General features: G+C 72.8%; 19 protein-coding genes. 3 read left to right on the forward strand and 16 right to left on the reverse strand.

The features are described 5' to 3' along the window. The 6 genes from K4S16_RS15760 to K4S16_RS15785 all read right to left on the reverse strand — a co-directional run bounded on the left by K4S16_RS15760 (window position 1) and on the right by K4S16_RS15785 (window position 4,620). Entirely contained in the window at window positions 1-546 is a 546-nt protein-coding gene (locus tag K4S16_RS15760) for an NADH-quinone oxidoreductase subunit B family protein (protein WP_149259704.1), read from the reverse strand. Window position 547: 1 nt separating this feature from the next. After that, on the reverse strand, window positions 548-907 hold the full coding sequence (locus K4S16_RS15765) for an NADH-quinone oxidoreductase subunit A (protein ID WP_149259705.1): 360 nt from the start codon (window positions 905-907) through the stop codon (window positions 548-550). A gap of 157 nt (window positions 908-1,064) precedes the next feature. After that, window positions 1,065-2,321 carry a geranylgeranyl reductase family protein gene (locus K4S16_RS15770; RefSeq protein WP_235036833.1) on the reverse strand — a complete coding sequence of 419 codons (1,257 nt, stop codon included), beginning with the start codon at window positions 2,319-2,321 and terminating at the stop codon, window positions 1,065-1,067. 136 nt (window positions 2,322-2,457) lie between these two features. Beyond that, a complete protein-coding gene (locus tag K4S16_RS15775; RefSeq protein WP_149259707.1) occupies window positions 2,458-3,171 on the reverse strand; it encodes a demethylmenaquinone methyltransferase in 714 nt (237 codons plus the stop codon). Between the two features lie 124 nt (window positions 3,172-3,295). Continuing rightward, window positions 3,296-3,553: a DUF4229 domain-containing protein gene (locus K4S16_RS15780; protein WP_149259708.1), complete on the reverse strand. Its 258-nt coding sequence runs from the start codon at window positions 3,551-3,553 to the stop codon at window positions 3,296-3,298. Between the two features lie 86 nt (window positions 3,554-3,639). Beyond that, complete coding sequence (locus K4S16_RS15785) at window positions 3,640-4,620, reverse strand: threonine/serine dehydratase (protein WP_149259709.1); 981 nt, start codon at window positions 4,618-4,620, stop codon at window positions 3,640-3,642. A 237-nt stretch (window positions 4,621-4,857) separates the two neighbouring features. Between K4S16_RS15785 and K4S16_RS15790 the strand changes: the two genes are divergently transcribed. Continuing rightward, on the forward strand, window positions 4,858-5,061 hold the full coding sequence (locus K4S16_RS15790) for a BldC family transcriptional regulator (protein WP_141580358.1): 204 nt from the start codon (window positions 4,858-4,860) through the stop codon (window positions 5,059-5,061). A 123-nt stretch (window positions 5,062-5,184) separates the two neighbouring features. Here the strand turns inward: K4S16_RS15790 and K4S16_RS15795 are convergent, their stop codons facing one another. The 9 genes from K4S16_RS15795 to K4S16_RS15835 form a co-directional block, all read right to left on the reverse strand. Then, on the reverse strand, window positions 5,185-5,457 hold the full coding sequence (locus K4S16_RS15795; RefSeq protein ID WP_149259710.1) for a hypothetical protein: 273 nt from the start codon (window positions 5,455-5,457) through the stop codon (window positions 5,185-5,187). Between the two features lie 50 nt (window positions 5,458-5,507). Continuing rightward, on the reverse strand, window positions 5,508-6,494 hold the full coding sequence (locus K4S16_RS15800) for a hypothetical protein (protein ID WP_149259711.1): 987 nt from the start codon (window positions 6,492-6,494) through the stop codon (window positions 5,508-5,510). A gap of 137 nt (window positions 6,495-6,631) precedes the next feature. Further along, on the reverse strand, window positions 6,632-7,660 hold the full coding sequence (gene ccsB, locus K4S16_RS15805; RefSeq protein ID WP_149259712.1) for a c-type cytochrome biogenesis protein CcsB: 1,029 nt from the start codon (window positions 7,658-7,660) through the stop codon (window positions 6,632-6,634). Between the two features lie 4 nt (window positions 7,661-7,664). Further along, window positions 7,665-9,374, reverse strand: a complete 1,710-nt coding sequence (locus tag K4S16_RS15810; RefSeq protein ID WP_149259713.1) for a cytochrome c biogenesis protein ResB — start codon at window positions 9,372-9,374, stop codon at window positions 7,665-7,667. Between the two features lies 1 nt (window position 9,375). Then, on the reverse strand, window positions 9,376-10,095 hold the full coding sequence (locus K4S16_RS15815) for a cytochrome c biogenesis CcdA family protein (RefSeq protein ID WP_235036834.1): 720 nt from the start codon (window positions 10,093-10,095) through the stop codon (window positions 9,376-9,378). Window positions 10,096-10,115: 20 nt separating this feature from the next. After that, the gene (locus K4S16_RS15820; protein ID WP_235036835.1) at window positions 10,116-10,718 is read right to left on the reverse strand and encodes a TlpA disulfide reductase family protein; all 603 of its coding nucleotides are present in this window, start codon (window positions 10,716-10,718) and stop codon (window positions 10,116-10,118) included. 147 nt (window positions 10,719-10,865) lie between these two features. After that, window positions 10,866-11,504, reverse strand: a complete 639-nt coding sequence (locus K4S16_RS15825) for a histidine phosphatase family protein (RefSeq protein ID WP_149259715.1) — start codon at window positions 11,502-11,504, stop codon at window positions 10,866-10,868. Window positions 11,505-11,596: 92 nt separating this feature from the next. Then, window positions 11,597-13,426 carry a serine/threonine-protein kinase gene (locus tag K4S16_RS45070; RefSeq protein WP_200841907.1) on the reverse strand — a complete coding sequence of 610 codons (1,830 nt, stop codon included), beginning with the start codon at window positions 13,424-13,426 and terminating at the stop codon, window positions 11,597-11,599. A gap of 60 nt (window positions 13,427-13,486) precedes the next feature. Beyond that, the gene (locus tag K4S16_RS15835) at window positions 13,487-14,413 is read right to left on the reverse strand and encodes a LysR family transcriptional regulator (protein ID WP_149259716.1); all 927 of its coding nucleotides are present in this window, start codon (window positions 14,411-14,413) and stop codon (window positions 13,487-13,489) included. Between the two features lie 72 nt (window positions 14,414-14,485). Between K4S16_RS15835 and K4S16_RS15840 the strand changes: the two genes are divergently transcribed. Further along, a complete protein-coding gene (locus K4S16_RS15840; protein ID WP_149259717.1) occupies window positions 14,486-15,529 on the forward strand; it encodes an EamA family transporter in 1,044 nt (347 codons plus the stop codon). Window positions 15,530-15,534: 5 nt separating this feature from the next. After that, window positions 15,535-16,407 carry a dihydrodipicolinate synthase family protein gene (locus K4S16_RS15845; protein WP_149259718.1) on the forward strand — a complete coding sequence of 291 codons (873 nt, stop codon included), beginning with the start codon at window positions 15,535-15,537 and terminating at the stop codon, window positions 16,405-16,407. Between the two features lie 12 nt (window positions 16,408-16,419). Here K4S16_RS15845 and hemL read toward each other — a convergent pair whose 3' ends face one another. Then, window positions 16,420-17,718: a glutamate-1-semialdehyde 2,1-aminomutase gene (gene hemL / locus K4S16_RS15850; RefSeq protein ID WP_149259719.1), complete on the reverse strand. Its 1,299-nt coding sequence runs from the start codon at window positions 17,716-17,718 to the stop codon at window positions 16,420-16,422. Window positions 17,719-17,784 lie beyond the last annotated feature (66 nt).

Genomic DNA, 17,784 nt, shown 5'->3' on the forward strand with positions numbered 1-17,784 from the left:
TCACGCTCCCTGCCCGAGCAGCGGAAGACGGCGGCGCTTGGCCTCTTCCAGCTCGGCGATCTGCTTCGCGCGCTGCGGCCCGAGCTTGGTGTTCTGGATCTTGTCGTGCAGCTTCAGGATCGCGTCCAGCAGCATCTCGGGCCGCGGCGGGCAGCCGGGAAGGTAGATGTCCACCGGGACGATGTGGTCCACGCCCTGCACGACCGCGTAGTTGTTGAACATGCCGCCGGACGAGGCGCACACGCCCATCGCGATGACCCACTTCGGCTCGGTCATCTGGTCGTAGATCTGCCGCAGCACCGGCGCCATCTTCTGGCTCACCCGGCCCGCGACGATCATCAGGTCGGCCTGCCGCGGCGTCGCCGAGGCGCGCTCCATCCCCCACCGGGAGAAGTCGTGCCGGGGGTCGCCGGCGGCCATCATCTCGATCGCGCAGCACGCGAGGCCGAACGTCGCCGGCCAGACCGAGGAACTGCGCGCCCACCCCGCCGCCTGCTCGACCGTGCTCAGCAGGAATCCGCTGGGGAGTTTCTCCTCTAGACCCATGTCAGTCCCACTCCAGACCGCCGCGCCGCCAGATGTAGGCGTACGCCACAAGGACGGTGACGATGAAAAGGACCATCTCGACAAGGCCGAAGAGCCCCATCCGGTCGAACGCGACCGCCCAGGGGTAAAGGAAGATGATCTCAATGTCGAAGACGATGAAGAGCATCGCCGTCAGGTAGTACTTGATCGGGAAGCGCCCGCCGCCGACGGGCTGCGGGGTCGGCTCGATGCCGCACTCGTAGGCGTCCAACCGGGCGCGGTTCCAGCGCTTGGGACCCGTGAACGCGGCCATCGCCACCGAGCCGGCGGCGAAGGCGAAGGCGAGCACCCCCAGCACGATGATCGGAATATAGAGATCCATATCTCTACAGCCTCTCCTCGGGACGTACGACGTTGTACGGGGCGGGCCGCCTGCGACCCGCCACCCTAGCCAAGGTGATCAATAGCGCTCCCCTCAGGGGGTCGGGTACTGCACTGTAGTCCGCTCACCTGCGGAAGTATGAATTCCACGCGCGCTCTCATGCCGTCGGCGCCACCTTCTGCATCGCGTTGATGACACGGTCCATCGCGTCGCCGCCCTTGGGGTCGGTGAGGTTCGCGAGGAGCTTCAGCGTGAAGCGCATGAGCGTGGGGTGCGGCAGGCCGTGCGAGGTCAGGAACTTCATGACCCGCGGGTCGCCGATCGCCTGCACGAACACGCGGGCGAGGGTGAAGTAGCCGCCGTGCTCGTCCTTCAGGATGCGCGGGTACTCGTACAGGGTCCGCTCCCGCTGCGCGGGAGTGCGGCGGGCGAGCGCCTGCACCATGATGTCGGCGGCCAGCCGGCCGGACTCCAGGGCGTAGTCGATGCCCTCGCCGTTGAACGGGTTGATCATGCCGCCGGCGTCGCCGACGAGCAGCATGCCGCGGGTGTAGTGCGGCTGCCGGTTGAAGCCCATCGGCAGCGCCGCGCCGCGGATCTTGGAGGTCGCGTGCTCCTCGTCGAACTGCCAGTCCTCCGGCATCTGCGCGCACCAGCGCTTGAGCATGCCGCGGTAGTCGACGTTCTGGAACGCCTTGCTGGTGTTGAGCAGGCCCAGGCCGACGTTGGAGGTGCCGTCGCCCACGCCGAACACCCAGCCGTAGCCGGGCAGGAGGCGCTCGCCGTCCCACAGCTCCAGCCACGCCTCCATGAAGTCGTCGTCGTGGCGCGGGGTCTGGAAGTAGCGGCGGACCGCGACGCCCATCGGGCGGTCCTCGCGCCGGCGCAGCCCCATGGCGAGCGACAGCCGGGTCGAGTTGCCGTCGGCGGCGACGACCAGGGGCGCGTGGAACTCCAGCTTCTCGCCCTCGTAGTCGGCGGTGACGCCGGTGATGCGGTCGGTGCGCTCGTCGACGATCGGGCCGGTCACGTTGCAGCCCTGCAGGAGCTGGGCGCCGGCCTTGGCGGCGTGCTCGGCGAGGAGCTGGTCGAGGTCGGTGCGCTTGCGGACGAGGCCGAAGTCGGGGAAGGACGCGAGCTCCGGCCACGGCAGCTCGACCTTCACGCCGCCGCCGTAGATGCGCAGCCCCCGGTTGCGCCCCCAGCCGGGGTCGTTGATGTCGACGCCCATGCCGATGAGGGCGCGGACGGCCCGCGGGGTGAGCCCGTCACCGCAGATCTTGTCGCGCGGGAAGGTGGCCTTCTCCAGCAGGAACACGTCCAGGCCGGCCTGCGCGAGCCAATAGGCGGTCGCCGATCCGGCGGGGCCTGCCCCGACGACGATGACGTCCGCGTGTCGGGTGGAGTCGGTCACGATGGTCCTCTTCGCTCGTTCGCTTGTGAAGTACTTCACAAACATCCGGTGGGGAGTCTATTCCTTTATCACGACTGGTGGGTACTTCTGGGCCGGTCCGAGTCTGGACCGGTCCCGCGCCACCGGCCGCCGCACGTCAAGAGGGCTTGACGACAGGGTTCACCGCGTGGTGCAGCGCGACCACGCCGAACGTGAGGTCGCGCCAGCGCACCCCGTCCCAGCCCGCGTCCTGGATGAGCCGCGCCAGCCCCGCCTGGTCGGGCCAGGCGAGCGTCGACTCGGCGAGGTAGTGGTAGGAGTCGGGATTGGAGCTGACCCGCGCCAGCAGCGGCAGTCCGTAGCGCAGGTGCGCCTTGTGGCCGAGCGCCAGGACCGCGTTCGGGGGGTGGCTCACCTCGCAGATCAGCAGCCGCCCGCCGGGCCTGGTGACCCGGCGGAGCTCGCGCAGCGCGAGCGCCGTGTCGGCGACGTTGCGGAGCCCGAAGGAGATCGTGACGGCGTCGAAGGAGCCGTCCGCGAAGGGCAGCCGCAGCGCGTCGCCGGCCACGAAGCGCAGGCCCGCGACGCCGGCCTGGCGGCGCACCCCGACGCGCAGCATGCCGAGCGAGAAGTCGCACGCGACCGTGTCGGCCCCCGCCTCGGCGAACGGCACCGACGAGGTGCCCGTCCCCGCGGCGAGGTCGAGGATCCGCTCGCCCGGACGCGCCCCGATCGCCCGGACGACCTCCCGCCGCCACCGCCGGTCCTGGCCGCCGGTCATCAGCGTGTTCATCAGGTCGTACCGCTCGGCGGTCCCGTCGAACATCGCCGCGACGTCGGCGGGCTGCTTGTCGAGTGAAGCGCGGGTCATGAATCCAGCCTAGGCCGCTCAAGCCCCTGCACGCGGGGGCGGGGGGCCGGTTCTCGCCTCGCGCGGCGGGCATCGGACCGCCGGCCGGGCGCGGGCCGGTCGGGCACGGGCCGGTCCGCGCAGGTCAGTCCGCGCGCGGGCGCGGCGCGTCCTCCTTGGCGACCGACCGCTCGAACCTCTCGCGCTGCGAGCGCACGCCGCCGGCGACCGCGGCGGACATCCGGTCGCGCTGCGCGGACAGCAGGACGTAGCTGACGACCCCGCTGATCAGCAGGGCCAGCAGCAGGAGGAGGAACCCGCGGGCCCCGAAGAGCGCGAGCACGCCCGCGGTGACCGCGAAGATCGCGGCCCTGGCGAGGGTGTAGAAGATGACGGAACGCATGGCCCTTCGAGGTTATCCCCGGTCCCGAGCGATCTCTCCCCGGGGTCGCGGGTCGGCGGCTTCGCGTGCCCGTACCGGCGCCGCGGTCAGCTCAGCACGTCCAGGAGGAGGGCCGGGTCCACGTTGCCCCCGGAGAGGATCGAGACGTAGGTACGGCCCTCGGGAAGCTCCGCGAGGTGGTAGAGGAAGGCGGCGGTGGCGACGGCGCCGCCGGGCTCGGCGACGAGGCGGGCCTCGCGGACGAGGCGGCGCATCGTCTGCCGGATCTCGTCCTCGGTGACCGTGACGACGGCGTCGACGTGCGCGCGCATGTGCGCGTAGGGCAGGTCGCCGACCCGCTGGACGCGCAGCGCGTCGGCGAGGGTGCGGCCGGTCTCCTCCGCCGCCCACTCGACGGGGCGTCCCGCCGCCATCGAGTCGCGGGCGTCGGCGGCGAGGGCCGGCTCGACACCGACGATCTTCGCCTCCGGGCGCAGCGCCTTGACCGCGGCGGACACCCCGGCGACCAGGCCGCCGCCGCCGATCGGGACGAGCACGACGTCCACGTCAGGGCGGTCCTGGACGATCTCCAGCCCGACGGTGCCCTGCCCGGCGATGACCCGGGCGTCGTCGTAGGGCGGGATCAGCGCGAAGCCGTGCGCGGCGGCGAGTTTGTCCGCGGTCTCGGCGCGCGCCTGGGCGGTCGGCTCGACGTGGACGACCTCGGCGCCGAGCGCGATGCACGCCTCGACCTTCACGGCCGGAGCGGTGTGCGGCATGACGAGGACGGCCTTGGTGCCGAGGGCGCGGGCGGCGTAGGCGACGGCCTGCGCGTGGTTGCCGCTGGAGTGCGTGACGACGCCGCGCGAGCGCTCCTCCGGGTCGAGGGAGGAGATCGCGGAGTACGCGCCGCGCAGCTTGAAGGCGCCGATCGGCTGGAGCGACTCGGCCTTCACCAGCAGCGCGGGCGCGCCGGACGCGGACGGGGCCGGGTCGCGGCGGAACGGGACGAGCGGCGTCCGGAGGGCGACCCCCGCGATGCGCTCGGCGGCCCGCTCGATCTCCGGCGTCGTAACGAGATCGGACATGCCCGGGAGACTACTTCTCCCGGCCGGTCGCGGGGGCGCTGACGGCGTGACATGGCAGGTCAGCGGGGGTCAGGGTGATCACTGTGACCCATGCCGGAATCACCGTGCGTGATCGCTCCAGTTCACCGGACTACGGTCGGTGATCTTTTCCGAAAACAAGGGAGAAATCGGTCTTGACCCGCCACACTGTTAAACAGTCCACCCGCGCCGAGAGCGGGACAAAGGGGGAGAGAAAACGTGGAAAGCACGAGCGAGCGCCTGCTGACCCCAGGAGAGGTCGCCGCCCTCTTCCGGGTCGACCCGAAGACGGTCACCCGGTGGGCCGCCGCGGGCCGGATCAGCAGCATCCGCACTCCGGGGGGCCACCGGCGCTTCCGCGAGTCGGAGGTGCACGCGCTGCTGCGCGGCGAGGAGCCCGTCGCCGAGCATTCGGCCCACTGACGCGGGCCCACCGCCCGGACCCGCGGTCCTGAACCGCCCGGACCGCCCGCCGAAGCAGTCCTTGGCCGAAGGCAGTCCTCGCCGGGCGGCCTGGGCGCCCCCCGCCCCGCCCCCGCTCACTCCTCAGCGCTCACTCTCCGGGCCGCCCGCCTTCCACTCCTCGAACCTGCGGAGCAGGTCAGCGTCCTCGTCCCGCCAGCGGCGCCGCCGTTCCGCCAGCTCCTCCTCGGTGAGCGACTCCTCCAGGAGCCGGTCGTAGTCGGGGTCGTCCGGGCCGATCTCGATGTAGGCGTCGGCGATGATCCGCCCCTCGCGCGCCTCGGGCCCGTCCTCGCCGTCGGCGAGGACGCTGTGGGGGACCCGGAGCGTGCCGTCGGGAAGCCGGATCACGTACATCGTCGATCACCTTCGCCGTCTGTCGTCGGGCGGCCTGACCATCTCGTGTCCTAGATCCCGTACTTGCGGTTGAAGAAGAGCATGACCTCTAGGGCCGTGCGGATGTTGCCGGCGAGCATATCGACCAGTGCGGGCCGCTGCCGGGAGGAGATCGCGGCGAACGCGTCGGCGAAGAACTCGCGGCGGCCGAGCGCGTTCGGCTGCTTGTGGAACGCGCTCGCCAGGTACGGCAGGCACTCCTCGTACAGCTGCCGGAAGGCGGGGCTGTCGGACGTCCACTCGCCGTCGTCGCCGTCGATGTCGTCGAGCGCGTGCCCGACCTCGTGCAGCATCACGTCCGGCGTCGGGGACGGCCGGTCCCCTACGACGATCTTGCGGTCGCCGTAGGCGCCGGCGCAGATGTCCCAGGTGGCGCGGCCCGACGGCAGCGGCCGGTCGCGCAGGTGGCCCATGTCGTCGAGCTGGGGGACGCCGCCGGGGCCGACGTAGATGCCGTCGAGGCCGTTCGCCAGCTTCTCCTTCAGCGGCTCGGGCAGCGACGCCAGGCTGTCGACCGCGCCGATCACCTCGGGGGGCGGCGGCCCGTCCCGCAGGTCCCACTGCCGGTGCAGGACGGCCTCGAGCACGCCGCAGTCGCGGCGCCCGTCGGCGGCGTGCGGCATGCCCGGCGGGTGGGGCTCCACGCGCGGCCGCTCGTCCTCCAGCTCGAAGTCGCTCCAGGAGTAGTCGCCCGACCGCGGCCTGCCGTGCCCGCGCCGCCCGAGCCGGCCGGTCATCCCGCGCAGGCCGCCCGCCGTGTCGACGGGCCCGGCCTCCGGGCGCTCCGGCCCGAGCGCGTAGTCGTCGTCGCGGCCCGCCTTGCGGAACCGGCCGAAGCGGTCGCGCGGCTGGTTGCTGCGCGGCCGCACCTGCCCCGAGTCGGGCGGGGACGGCGCGTAGGCGACCTCGTCGCCGGGCGGGTCGCCGGCCGCGTCCGCGCGGAACCGTCCGCCGCGGAACGTCTCCCGGGGCTTGCGGTGCACGCCTTTGAAGCGCATCGGGCTCCTCTGTCAGCGGGACCCGCGGGGGTATCGGGCGGCGTCCGCCGCCGGACCGGGCTCCCGAAGGAAGGGTAAGCCGGAAGCCGACTCCCCGTCATCCCAGGGAGTCACGGGACCGTGGCGGACCGCCGCCGTCAGGCGTAGGAGTGCAGGCCGGAGAACATGTAGTTCACGCCGAAGAAGTTGAAGAGGAGCGCGGCGAACGCGACCAGCGACAGGATCGCCGCCTTGCGGCCCTTCCAGCCGGCGGTGGCGCGGGCGTGCAGGTAGGCCGCGTAGATGACCCAGGTGACGAAGGACCAGATCTCCTTGGGGTCCCAACCCCAGTAGCGGCCCCACGCCTGGTCGGCCCAGATGGCGCCCATGATGATCGCGGCCGTCCAGATCGGGAAGGCGAACATCGTGACCCGCATCGAGAGCCGGTCGAGGGACTCCACCGACGGCAGGCGCGACAGCACGCCGCCGTCCGCCACCCCGCCGCGCGACTCCGCCCGCTCCTTCACCAGGTAAAGGACGGTCGCGGCGCCCGCGACGGTGAACGCGCCGGTCGCGATGATCGCCGCGGTCACGTGGATGGCGATCCAGTAGGAGTTCAGCGCCGGGCTGACCGGGCCCACCGAGTCGTACAGCCAGATGTTGGCGACGCCGAGCGCGATGACCGCGGCGGCCATGACGAACGCGCCGAGGAAGCGCGCCCGGTAGCGGAACATGACGACCATGAACGCGGTGACCGCCGCGAACGCGATGGCGGTGAGGAACTCGTACATGTTCCCCCACGGCCACCGGTTGGCGGCGAGCCCGCGGGTCACGAGGACGCCGAGGTGCGCGCCCCAGCCGAGCACGTTCAGCAGGACGGCGAGCCGGATCCAGTCGACCTGGGGGCGCTCGGCCCCGTCGTCGGCGTCCGTGCCGGGGGCGGCGCCGTCCGCCGCGGCCTCGCCGGACCCGGCTCCGCCCGCGGTCTCGGCTCCGGCGGTGCCCACCAGCACCTTCGCCTCGGCCTTCGCCGTGCTCTCCGCCGAGTTCTCCGCCGGGCCGGCGGCCACCGCGCGGCGGCGGCCGAAGCCCATGTCGGCGGCGTAGGCGACCAGCGCGATGATGTACATCACCACGGTGGTCAGCATGAGCTTGTCGCTCAGGTTCGCGAGGTCGGCGTGGCTCACCTCGTCACTCCTTCGGTTCGGTCGCCGCACCCGAGGGGCCGTCGGCGGCGGGGTCGGTCTCGCCGGGCTCGGATGCGGGCCCGTCCTGCGGACCGCGCAGCGCGGTCACGATGTCGTCGAACTCCGAGGTCGGGTTCCCCAGCGTGAGACCGCCGACCTCCACAACCGTACGCCCGCCCTCTCCGGCGCTCGCACGGACCCACACCCTGCGGCGGCGGACCATGAACGAGGTCGCCACGCCGAGCACCGCGAGGACCGCGGCGATCAGCGCGGGGATGCGGCCGGGGTCGCGGTTGACCGACAGGCTCGTCCACTCCTTGAGCCCGTCGAAGGTGACCGTGCCCGCGTCGCCGGGGAGCTTGAAGGTCTCCCCCGGCTCCAGCAGCTTCTGGCCGCCCTTGATCGGCTGGAGCGTCTTGCCGAGGCCCTCCAGCTTGTAGACCGACTGGGGGCTGCCGGAGTCCAGGCCGAGGTCGCCCTTGAACGCGGTGATGGTGACGACCGGCCGGATCGGCGCGGGGAACGCCGAGACGATCTGCTTGCCGTCCTCGCTCGCCACGGCGGTCGGCCACAGGATGGCGTAGAAGGCGAGCTGGTCGGGCTCGGCGTCGGGGACCTTGATGACGCCCTCGGAGGTGAGGTTCCGCGGCTCCATCTCCAGGAACGGGACCGAGTCCTGGAAGGCGACGTTGCCCTTGGCGTCCCGGACGGTGAACACCGGCGCGTACCCGTGGCCGAGCAGGTACACCTTCGCGCCGCCGACCTTGAGCGGATGGTTGATCTGCAGGTCGTAGGGCTTGTTCCGGGCGTCCGGGCTCGACCGGTAGTGGATCTTCGCGTTGAACGCGGTGGCCTGGCCCCGCTTGTCGCCCTTGGTCTCGTACTCGGCCTTGAAGTCGTCCAGCGTGAGCGTGAACGGGGCAAGCTCGCCGCCGGTGAACGCGCGTCCCGGCTGGAACTGGTCGTAGAGGCCGAGCGAGTTCGCGAACGTCTTGCCCTCGGTCAGCAGGACGTTGCCCCGGTAGCCGAACAGGTTGCCGAGTCCGAGCGCGAACAGCAGCGCCAGCAGCGCGAGGTGGAAGAGCAGGTTGCCCGTCTCGCCCAGGTAGCCCTTCTCGGCGGACGCGGCGCCGCCGGAGACGTCCACCCGGAAGCGGCGCTCGCGCAGCGCCGTGCGCGCCTCGGCGAGCACCTCCTCGGGGGAGGCGTCGGTCTCGTACGTCGCCGACTGCGGCAGCTTCGCGAGGTTGCGGGGCGCCGCGGGCGGGCGCGCCCGCATCGACCTGTAGTGCTTGACGGCGCGCGGGATCACGCAGCCGGCGAGCGAGACGAACAGCAGGATGTAGATGGCCGCGAACCAGGGCGCCGCGAACACGTCGAACATCGAGAACTTGTCGAGCCAGGGCCCGAGCGTCTCGTGCTTGTCCAGGTAGGCGGCGACCTTCTCGGGCGCCTGGCCGCGCTGCGGCAGGATCGAGCCGGGCACCGCGCCGAGCGCCACCAGGAACAGCAGGATCAGGGCGGTCCGCATGGTGGTGAGCTGCCGCCAGCCCCACCGCAGCCATCCGAGCGGCCCGATGCCGGAGGGGCGCGGCACCTCCTCCGGCGCCTGCCGCGCGGCGGGCGCCTCGGTGCCGGTCTCCTCGGCCCTGTCCTCGGCCTGGTCCGTGCCGGCGTGGTCGGTGTCGGTGTCGACGTGGTCCGTGTCAGTCATCTCAAATCACCGGTTCGAAGCCGCTGATCCACGACCTCAGCTCGATGGTCAGGTCACCCCACAGGCCGCTCACGAGCAGCACCCCGATGAGGACGAGCATCCCCCCGCCGATCCGCATGACCAGGGGGTAGTGGCGCTTCACGGCGCCGAACGCGCCGAGTGCCCTACGGTAGGCGATCGCGGTGGCCACGAACGGCAGGCCCAGGCCCGCGCAGTACGCCAGCGACAGCAGCGCGCCGCGCCAGGCGCTGGCCTCGGTGATCGCGAGGCCCTGCACCGCGCCGAGCGTCGGGCCGATGCACGGCGTCCAGCCCAATCCGAACAGGACGCCGAGGAGCGGCGCCCCGGCGAGCCCGGCAGCCGGGAGGCGCCCCGACTTCACCGTCCGCTGCAGGCCGGGGACGAAGCCCATGAACGCGAGCCCGAACACGATCGTGATGATGCCGAGGACGCGGGTGATCGTGTCCTGGTACTCCAGCAGCCACCGGCCGAGCCCGCCGAAGACCGCCCCGTAGCTGACGAAGACCGCGCTGAAGCCCGCGACGAACAGCAGGACCCCGGCGAGGAGCCGCCCGCGCCGCTGCTCGGCGAGGTCGACGCCGCTCATCCCCGTCACGTACGACAGGTAGCCCGGGACCAGTGGCAGGACGCATGGCGAGGCGAACGAGACGAGCCCGGCGAGGGCCGCCAGCGGCGCCGCCGCCACCAACGACCCGCTCACGACCGTCTCGTCCAGGGAGCTCACTTCTCCGCGAGGACCTTGCCGACCAGGGGGTTCAGCTTGGTGTAGGTCGTCGCGCCGATGATGCGGGCGGCGACGCGGCCCTGCCGGTCCAGCACGAGCGTGCTCGGGATCGCGCTCGGCGGGACGTCCCGGAACGCCAGCGTCACGCGGCCGTCGGCGTCGAAGAGGCTGGGGTAGGTGACCTTGAACTTGCGCTCGAACGCCTGCGCGTTGGGCTTGGCGTCCTTGAAGTTGACGCCGAGGAACTCCACGCCCTGCGCCTTCTTCTCGTCGTAGACCTGCTGGAGGGACGGTGCCTCGCCGCGGCAGGGCGCGCACCAGGACGCCCAGAAGTTGACGACGACGACCTTGCCCTTGAGGTCGGCGAGCTTGAAGGCCTTGCCGTCGAGCTGCTCGCCGCCGACGGCGGGGAGGCCCTTGCGGTCGGCCGCCTTGTACTCGGTCACGTTGCCGTCGCCGGAGATGAAGCGGTTGTCGCCGCCGTCCGGCCCTCCGTCGGCGGCGCCGGTGCCGGCGCAGCCGGCGAGCAGCGCGCAGAGCGCGACGGCGGCCCCCGCGCGGAAGGGGGCGCGGGAAGGCGAGATGCGGCGGGGGTTCACGTGCCCCTCCTCGGTCCTACAGGGCTTCGGTACAAGGCGTTCGGTGCAGTCGTTCAGCGCGAGACGCCCGGTTCGGGACGTCCCGCGAAGACGCGCGGCACGGGATATTGAGTACTACAAGATGTAGTACACAACTTAGCGGTGCGGTCAGGCACCCGCGACACTGGGGCCCTTCGCGATCCCGGCGGCGGGCTCGCGGTAGGCGACCTCCACCAGCCGGCTGCCCTCGAAGGTCAGGCTGGTGAGGCTGGCGAGCGAGCACTCCCGCCGCGCCGGGTGGTGCCAGAGCTTGCGGCGCTCGGCGTGCAGCCGCAGGATCCAGATCGGCAGCTGGTGGCTGACGCAGACGGCCTCGTGGCCGCGCGCCGCCTCCCGGGCCCTGATGACGGCGGCGCGCATCCGGGCGGCGAGCATCTTGTACGGCTCGCCCCAGGACGGCCGGAACGGGTTGACGAGGTGGCGCCAGTGCTCGGGGCGGCGCAGCGAGCCGGTCCCGATCCCGAAGGTGAGCCCCTCGAAGTGGTTGCCGGCCTCGATCAGGCGGTCGTCCACCGTGACGGGCAGGCCGAACGCGTCGGCCAGCGGCGCGGCCGTCTCCAGCGCCCGCTGCATCGGCGAGGAGAACAGCGCGGTGACGTCCCGGTCGCCGAGCCACCGGGCGGCGGCCTTCGCCATGAGGACGCCGTCCTCGCTCAGGCGGTAGCCGGGCAGGCGCCCGTAGAGGATTCCCTCGGGGTTGTGCACCTCGCCGTGCCGCAGGAGGTGAACGATCGTGGTCTCAGTCATGGCCTCGCCAGATTACCCGCGCTCGAATCACCCGCGTTCACCGCCCGCCCCGCCCCCCTGTCCCGGCGGGTGAGACGGGGCGGTCGGGCGGGTCAGATGCGGGTGGAGGCGACGAAGTCGGAGATGGCCTTGGCGGCGCGGTCGAGGTCGGCCTTCGGGACCTTGGCGTCCTCCAGCCGCTGGGTGAACCAGTAGAGGAGCGCGGCGTCGCAGATGGCGGACTGGGCGGCCGGGGCCGTGCAGGTGATCGGCCAGGCGACGCCGCGCGGTGTCAGGACGGCCAGCTCGGCCTTCACGGCGGGCGACGGCGGGAGGTTGTCGGTGCCGGGGCCGCGGGTGAGCACCGCCTGGTAGCCGGGCACGCCCGTCGCCAGGGCCTGTCGCGTCGACAGGATGGACGAGCATTCGTTGCCCTGCGCGCGTTCGCGCTGCGCCTGGGCGGAGTCCGGGAAGTACGTGCACATCTGGATGCGGATGCCGCCGACCGAGCCCTGCCAGTTCTGCTCGACCAGGGCCGTCCCGAAGTCCCCGACCGAGGCGGCGCCCGCGTTCGCGCCGACCGACGCCTCGCACTCCGCGCCCGCCGGGCCGATCAGCAGCCCCTGCCCGGAGCGGTAGACGGCGGCGTTCTTCGGCATCTTGACCTGCGCGGGGAGCGTCACCTTCGCGGGCCCGTCGGACGGTGTGATCACCGCACCCGGCGCCCGCGTGACGCAGGGCCTCACGTCCGCGACGGTGGCCGCGACCCTGGCGGTCGCCGAGGGGCGCGGGGCGGGGTCCTGCTTCGTCACCTGCTGGACGGCGACGGCGCCCGCCCCGACGACCACGACCGTACCGACCGCGGCGGCGGTGAGGCCCGCGCCGCTGCCGAGGAACGCCTTGACGGCCGAGCCCGCGGCGACCTTCCCGGCGACCGACGCCGTCCCGGCACCGGACACTCCAGAGGCTCCGGCGGCAGCGCCCGTCCCCGCGGCGGCGGCGCCGGCGGCGGACGCCGCGCCCGGCATCAGCCAAGCGGCGAGCGGGAACAGCGCGGCGAGCGCGACGGCGCCCGCGGACAGGGCGTGCACGCCCCGGGCCTCCCAGTCCCGGCCGTAGGCGGCCTGGGCGGTGCGCTCCAGGTCGTCCACGAACGCGGCGGCCCCGGCCGGACGCTCCTCCGGCGCCTTGGCCATGCCCTTCAGGACGAGCGGCCGCAGCGCCTCGGGCACGGCGTCGACGGGGATCTCTCCGGTCAGGTGGGCCCGCATCAGCTCGGCACGGGCACCCGTGTAGGGCCGCCGCCCGGTCACGCACTCCACGAAAACGCAGGTCGCGGCGTACACGTCGGTCCTGGGCGTGGCGACGTGCCTGCTCCACTGCTCCGGCGCCATGTAGTACGGGGTCCCGGCGCCGCCCGCCTCCTCCCCGGCGGGGGTGGCGATGCCGAAGTCGACGAGGCGGCTCCGCCCGTCCGCCGGGACGACGACGTTGGCGGGCTTGTAGTCGCGGTGGACGACGCCGACCGCGTGTGCGGCCGCCAGCCCCAGCAGCGAGCCCTTGAGGACGGCCAGCGCCGCCTCCGGGCCGAGCGCGCCGTACCGCGCCAGCACCTCCTTGAGGGAGACGCCGTCGACGGCCTCCATCACGATCGCGGCGGTGCCCGGCCCCTCGACGAGCCGGAAGAGCCGCGCCACGTGCGGGCTGTTCGCGCGGCCGAGCATGAGCGCCTCATGGCGGAGCCGCTCCCGGTCGGCCTCGTCCGCCCGCACCGCCAGGTACTTGATCGCCACCGGGGTGCCGGACGCGTCGTCCCGGGCGAGCACGACCCGCCCCTGGGCGCCCGCGCCCAGCTCGCGCACCTCGGTGTACCCGCCGACCCGCCACTCACCGGCCCACCGCTCACCGGCCTGCTCCGCGCCGTCCCGCCACTCGCCTTCCATGATCGCGAGAACCTACCGAACAAGTTCGCGCGCGACGACCCGGGGCGGGTGCCAGGCAGGTCAGGCCGGGGCGGGGACGTCGGTGGGGGCGTCGGCCGCGACGGCCGTGCGCAGGGCGGTGACGGCGGCGCGGATCGCGGGACGGCGGGCGGCCTCCTCGCGCCAGACGGCGTAGACGCGGCGCGACAGCGGGGCCGACAGCGGGACGATCGCGACGCCGGGCGGGACGTCGCAGCGGCCGAGGCGGGGCAGGATGACGTTGCCGAGCCCGGCGGCGACCAGGGAGAGCTGGGTGGCGAACTCGTAGGCCATGTGGTCGATCTTGGGTTCGCTGTCGATGGCGCGCAGCGTGCGCAGCAGCCAGTCGCAGCAGATGCTGTCGGGCGAGGAGCTGATCCAGGTGTCCCCGGCGAGCTCCTTGAGGTCGACCGTGTCGCGGCCGGCGAGGTCGTGGTCCGCGGGCAGCGCCACGTCGGCGACGTCCTCGCAGATGACGCCCTTGTGCAGGCCCTCGGGCAGCGGGAGCGGCTCGTTGTTCCAGTCCTGGACGACCGCCATGTCGAAGTCGCCGCGCAGGACGAGCGGCATGCTGCGCATGGGGTCCTCCTCGCGGAGCAGGACGCGCAGCTCGGGGTGGTCGGCGCGCAGGGCGCTCAGGGCGGCGGGCATCAGCCCGCGGATCGCGGTGGGGAACGCGGCGACGGTGAGCTGGCCGACGACGGAGCCGCGGTGCGCCTCCAGGTCGGCCTGCGCCTGCTCGACGAGCGACAGGATCCGCTCGGCGTGCGCTACGAGGAGTTCGGCGGCGTCGGTGAGGCGGACGCCGCGGCCGTTGCGTTCGAGGAGCTTCTGGCCTGTCTCGCGCTCCAGCTTGGCGAGCTGCTGGGACACCGCGGACGTGGTGACGTGGAGGACGTCCGCGGCGGCGCTGACCGACCCGTAGGTCGCGACCGAGTGCAGAGCGCGCAGCCGTTCCAGATCAAGCATGAAGCAATACTAAAACGAGGTGTCAAGAAGTTCTCGCTTGTCCTAAAGCGAGTGTTTCCTCACGATCGAGGCATGAAATCGCGCCACGTCCTGCTGGCCACTTTGATCGCCGCCCTCTGGGGTTTCAACTTCGTGCCCATCAAAGTCGCGCTGGAGGACTTTCCGCCGCTGCTGATGGCCGCGCTGCGGTTCACGGCCGCGGCGGTGCCCGCGGTCTTCCTCGTCCGCCGCCCGCCGGTCGCCGCCCGCTGGTTCGTCCTGGTCGGCGTCCCGCTCGGCGTGGGGCAGTTCGGCCTGCTGTTCCTCGGCATGAGCATGGGCATGCCCGCCGGCCAGGCATCGGTCGTGCTCCAGGTGCAGGCGATCTTCACCGCGCTGTTCGCGGGCCTGCTGCTGGGCGAGCGCGTCGGCGGCCGGCAGGTCGCCGGGATGGTCGTCGCGTTCAGCGGCGTCACGCTGCTCGGCGTCGCGCAGGGCGAGGGCGGGAGCCCGGTGGGGGCGTTCCTGGTCTGCCTCGCCGGCGCGGCCGCCTGGGGGCTGGCGAACGTCGCGATGCGGGGGATGAACCAGTCCACCGAGGAGCCGGTCGACGCGTTCGCGTTCATGGTGTGGATGTCGCTGGTGCCGCCCCTCCCCCTGCTCGCCCTGTCGCTGGTCTTCGAGGGGCCGGGGGCTGTGCCGGAGGCGGCGCGGAACCTCTCGCTCGCCGGGGTGGCCTCGATCGCGTTCATCGCCTATGTCGCCACGCTGTTCTGCTTCGGCGGATGGGCGTGGCTGATCCGCCGGTACGAGGTCGGCACCGTCGCCATGTACTCGCTGCTCGTCCCGCCGTTCGGGCTCGTCTCGGCGGCCCTGCTGCTGGACGAGCACGTGGACGGGACGCGGCTCGCCGGCGCCGCACTGATCATCGCGGGGGTCGCGGCCGGCAGCATCCGGCTCCGCGGCCGCGGCCTGCCCGTCCCGCCCGCGCCCGCCGTGTCGGCCGAACCGCCCGCGCCGGTCGAAGCGGCCGCGCCGGTCGAAGCGGCCGCGCCGGTCGAAGCGGCCGCGCCGGTCGAAGCGGCCGCGCCGTCCGCATCCCCCGCTCCGGCCGCCCGGCCGGCCCGAACGAGGTGAGACCCATGCACGGAATCCACGCGTCGCTCGTCACGCCGTTCACCCGCTCCGGCGAGGTGGACGCCAAGTCCCTCGAACGCCTCGCCCGCCACTGCCTGGAGAACGGCGCCGCCGGCCTGGTGGCGCTGGGCACCACCGGCGAGGCCGCGCTGCTGAGCGCCGCCGAGCAGCGGACGGTGCTGGAGGTGTGCCGCGCCGTCTCGATCGAGCACGGGACGCCCCTGACGGTGGGCGCCGGGACGATGGGCACCGAGGACTCGATCCGGCAGGCCCGCGAACGCGCCCCGCTCGCCGACGCGCTGCTCGTCGTCGTCCCGTACTACCTGCGGCCGTCGGAGGAGGGGGTCATCGACCACTTCGCCGCCGTCGGCGCTGCCGTGGACGTCCCGCTGATCCCCTACAACGTGCCGTACCGGACGGCGAAGCCGCTGTCCGCCGGCGCGCTTCTGGAGATCCTCGCGCTCGACTGCGTCGTCGGCATGAAGCACTGCGCGGGCGCGATCGACCAGGACACTCTGGCCGTGCTGGCGGCCAACCCGGGCAAGGCGATCCTGTCCGGGGACGACGCCTACATCTATCCCATGCTCCAACTCGGCGCGGCGGGCGGCGTCGCCGCCTGCGCGTGCCTCGCGCCGGCCGCCTACGCCGCCATGGCGCGGGCCACGCGGGAGGGGAACGCGGCGCGGGCGCTGACGTTCCACAACGCCCTGCTCCCGATGGCGGAGGCGCTGTTCAGCGAGCCGTCCCCGGCCGTCCTGAAGGCCTGCCTCGCCGACGAGGGGCTGATCGACGACCCCGCGGTGCGCGCACCCCTGCACGCACCGCGTCCCGAATCGGTCGTCGCCGCCCTGAGAGCGCTCCGCGCCCTGCCGTTCTAGGAAGCCGCCGTTCTAGGAAGCCGCCGCTCGGGCCGCGGCGCGGGCGGCGTGCGGGAGGGCCTCCAGGACGCGTTCCAGCGCCTCGTCGTCGTGCGCGGCCGACAGGAACCACACCTCGTACGCGGACGGGGGCAGGTACACGCCGCGCTCCAGCGCGGCGTGGAAGAAGGCGGCGTAGGCCTTGGAGTCCTGCCGCTGCGCGGCGGCGAAGTCGCCCACCGCCCCGTCCGTGAAGAAGATCGAGAAGAGGTTGCTCGCGTTCTGCAGCGTGTGCGGGACGCCCTCGCGCTCCAGCGCCTCGGACGCGGCCGTCGACACGATCCGCGCCGAGCGGTCGATCGCGGCGTACACCTCGTCCGTGGCGTGCCGCAGCGTGGCGAGCCCGGCGGCGGTGGCGAGCGGGTTCCCCGACAGGGTGCCGGCCTGGTAGACGGGCCCGGCCGGGGCGAGGTGGTCCATGACGTCGGCGCGCCCGCCGAACGCGGCGGCGGGCAGCCCGCCGCCCATCACCTTGCCGAACGTCATCAGGTCGCCGGGGACGCCCTCGACCCCGAACCACCCGGACCGCGACGCCCGGAACCCGGTGAGCACCTCGTCGAGCACCAGCAGCGCGCCGTACCGCTCGCACAGCCGCTTCAGCAGCGCGTTGAACCCGGCCAGCGGCGGGACCACGCCCATGTTGCACGGCACGGCCTCGGTGATCACGCAGGCGATGTCGTTGCCGTGGTCGTGGAAGGCCGTCTCCACGGCCGCGACGTCGTTGTAGGGCAGGATCAGCGTGTCGGCGGTGGTCGCGCCGGTCACGCCCGGCGTGTCGGGGAGCCCGAACGTGGCGACGCCGGAGCCCGCCGCGGCGAGCAGCGAGTCCACGTGCCCGTGGTAGCAGCCCGCGAACTTCATGATCTTGGTGCGGCCGGTGAACCCGCGGGCCAGCCGGATCGCCGACATCGTCGCCTCGGTCCCCGAGTTGACCAGCCGGACCTTCTCGGCCGGGGTGCGGGAGACGATCTCCTCGGCGAGCTCCACCTCGCCCTGCGTGGGCGCGCCGTAGGACGTCCCGCGCCCGGCCGCGTCCCGCACCGCCTCCACGACGGCCGGGTGCGCGTGCCCGAGGATCATCGGACCCCACGAACACACCAGATCGACATAGGTATTGCCGTCGACGTCGGTAAGGTACGGACCACGCCCGGACGCCATGAAACGGGGCGTTCCGCCAACGGCGCCGAAGGCGCGGACCGGAGAGTTGACGCCGCCGGGGACAACGGCGGCGGAACGGTCGAACAACTGCCGGGAGCGATCGAAGTCAGTCACGGTTGCAGTCTCTCAGTTGCAGTTCGGCGACTTGCCTTGACCCGGCGGCGTATGGGCCGATATTCC

This window comes from Actinomadura sp. K4S16 (assembly GCF_008327685.1).
In the GTDB taxonomy this organism is placed as follows: Bacteria; Actinomycetota; Actinomycetes; order Streptosporangiales; family Streptosporangiaceae; genus Spirillospora.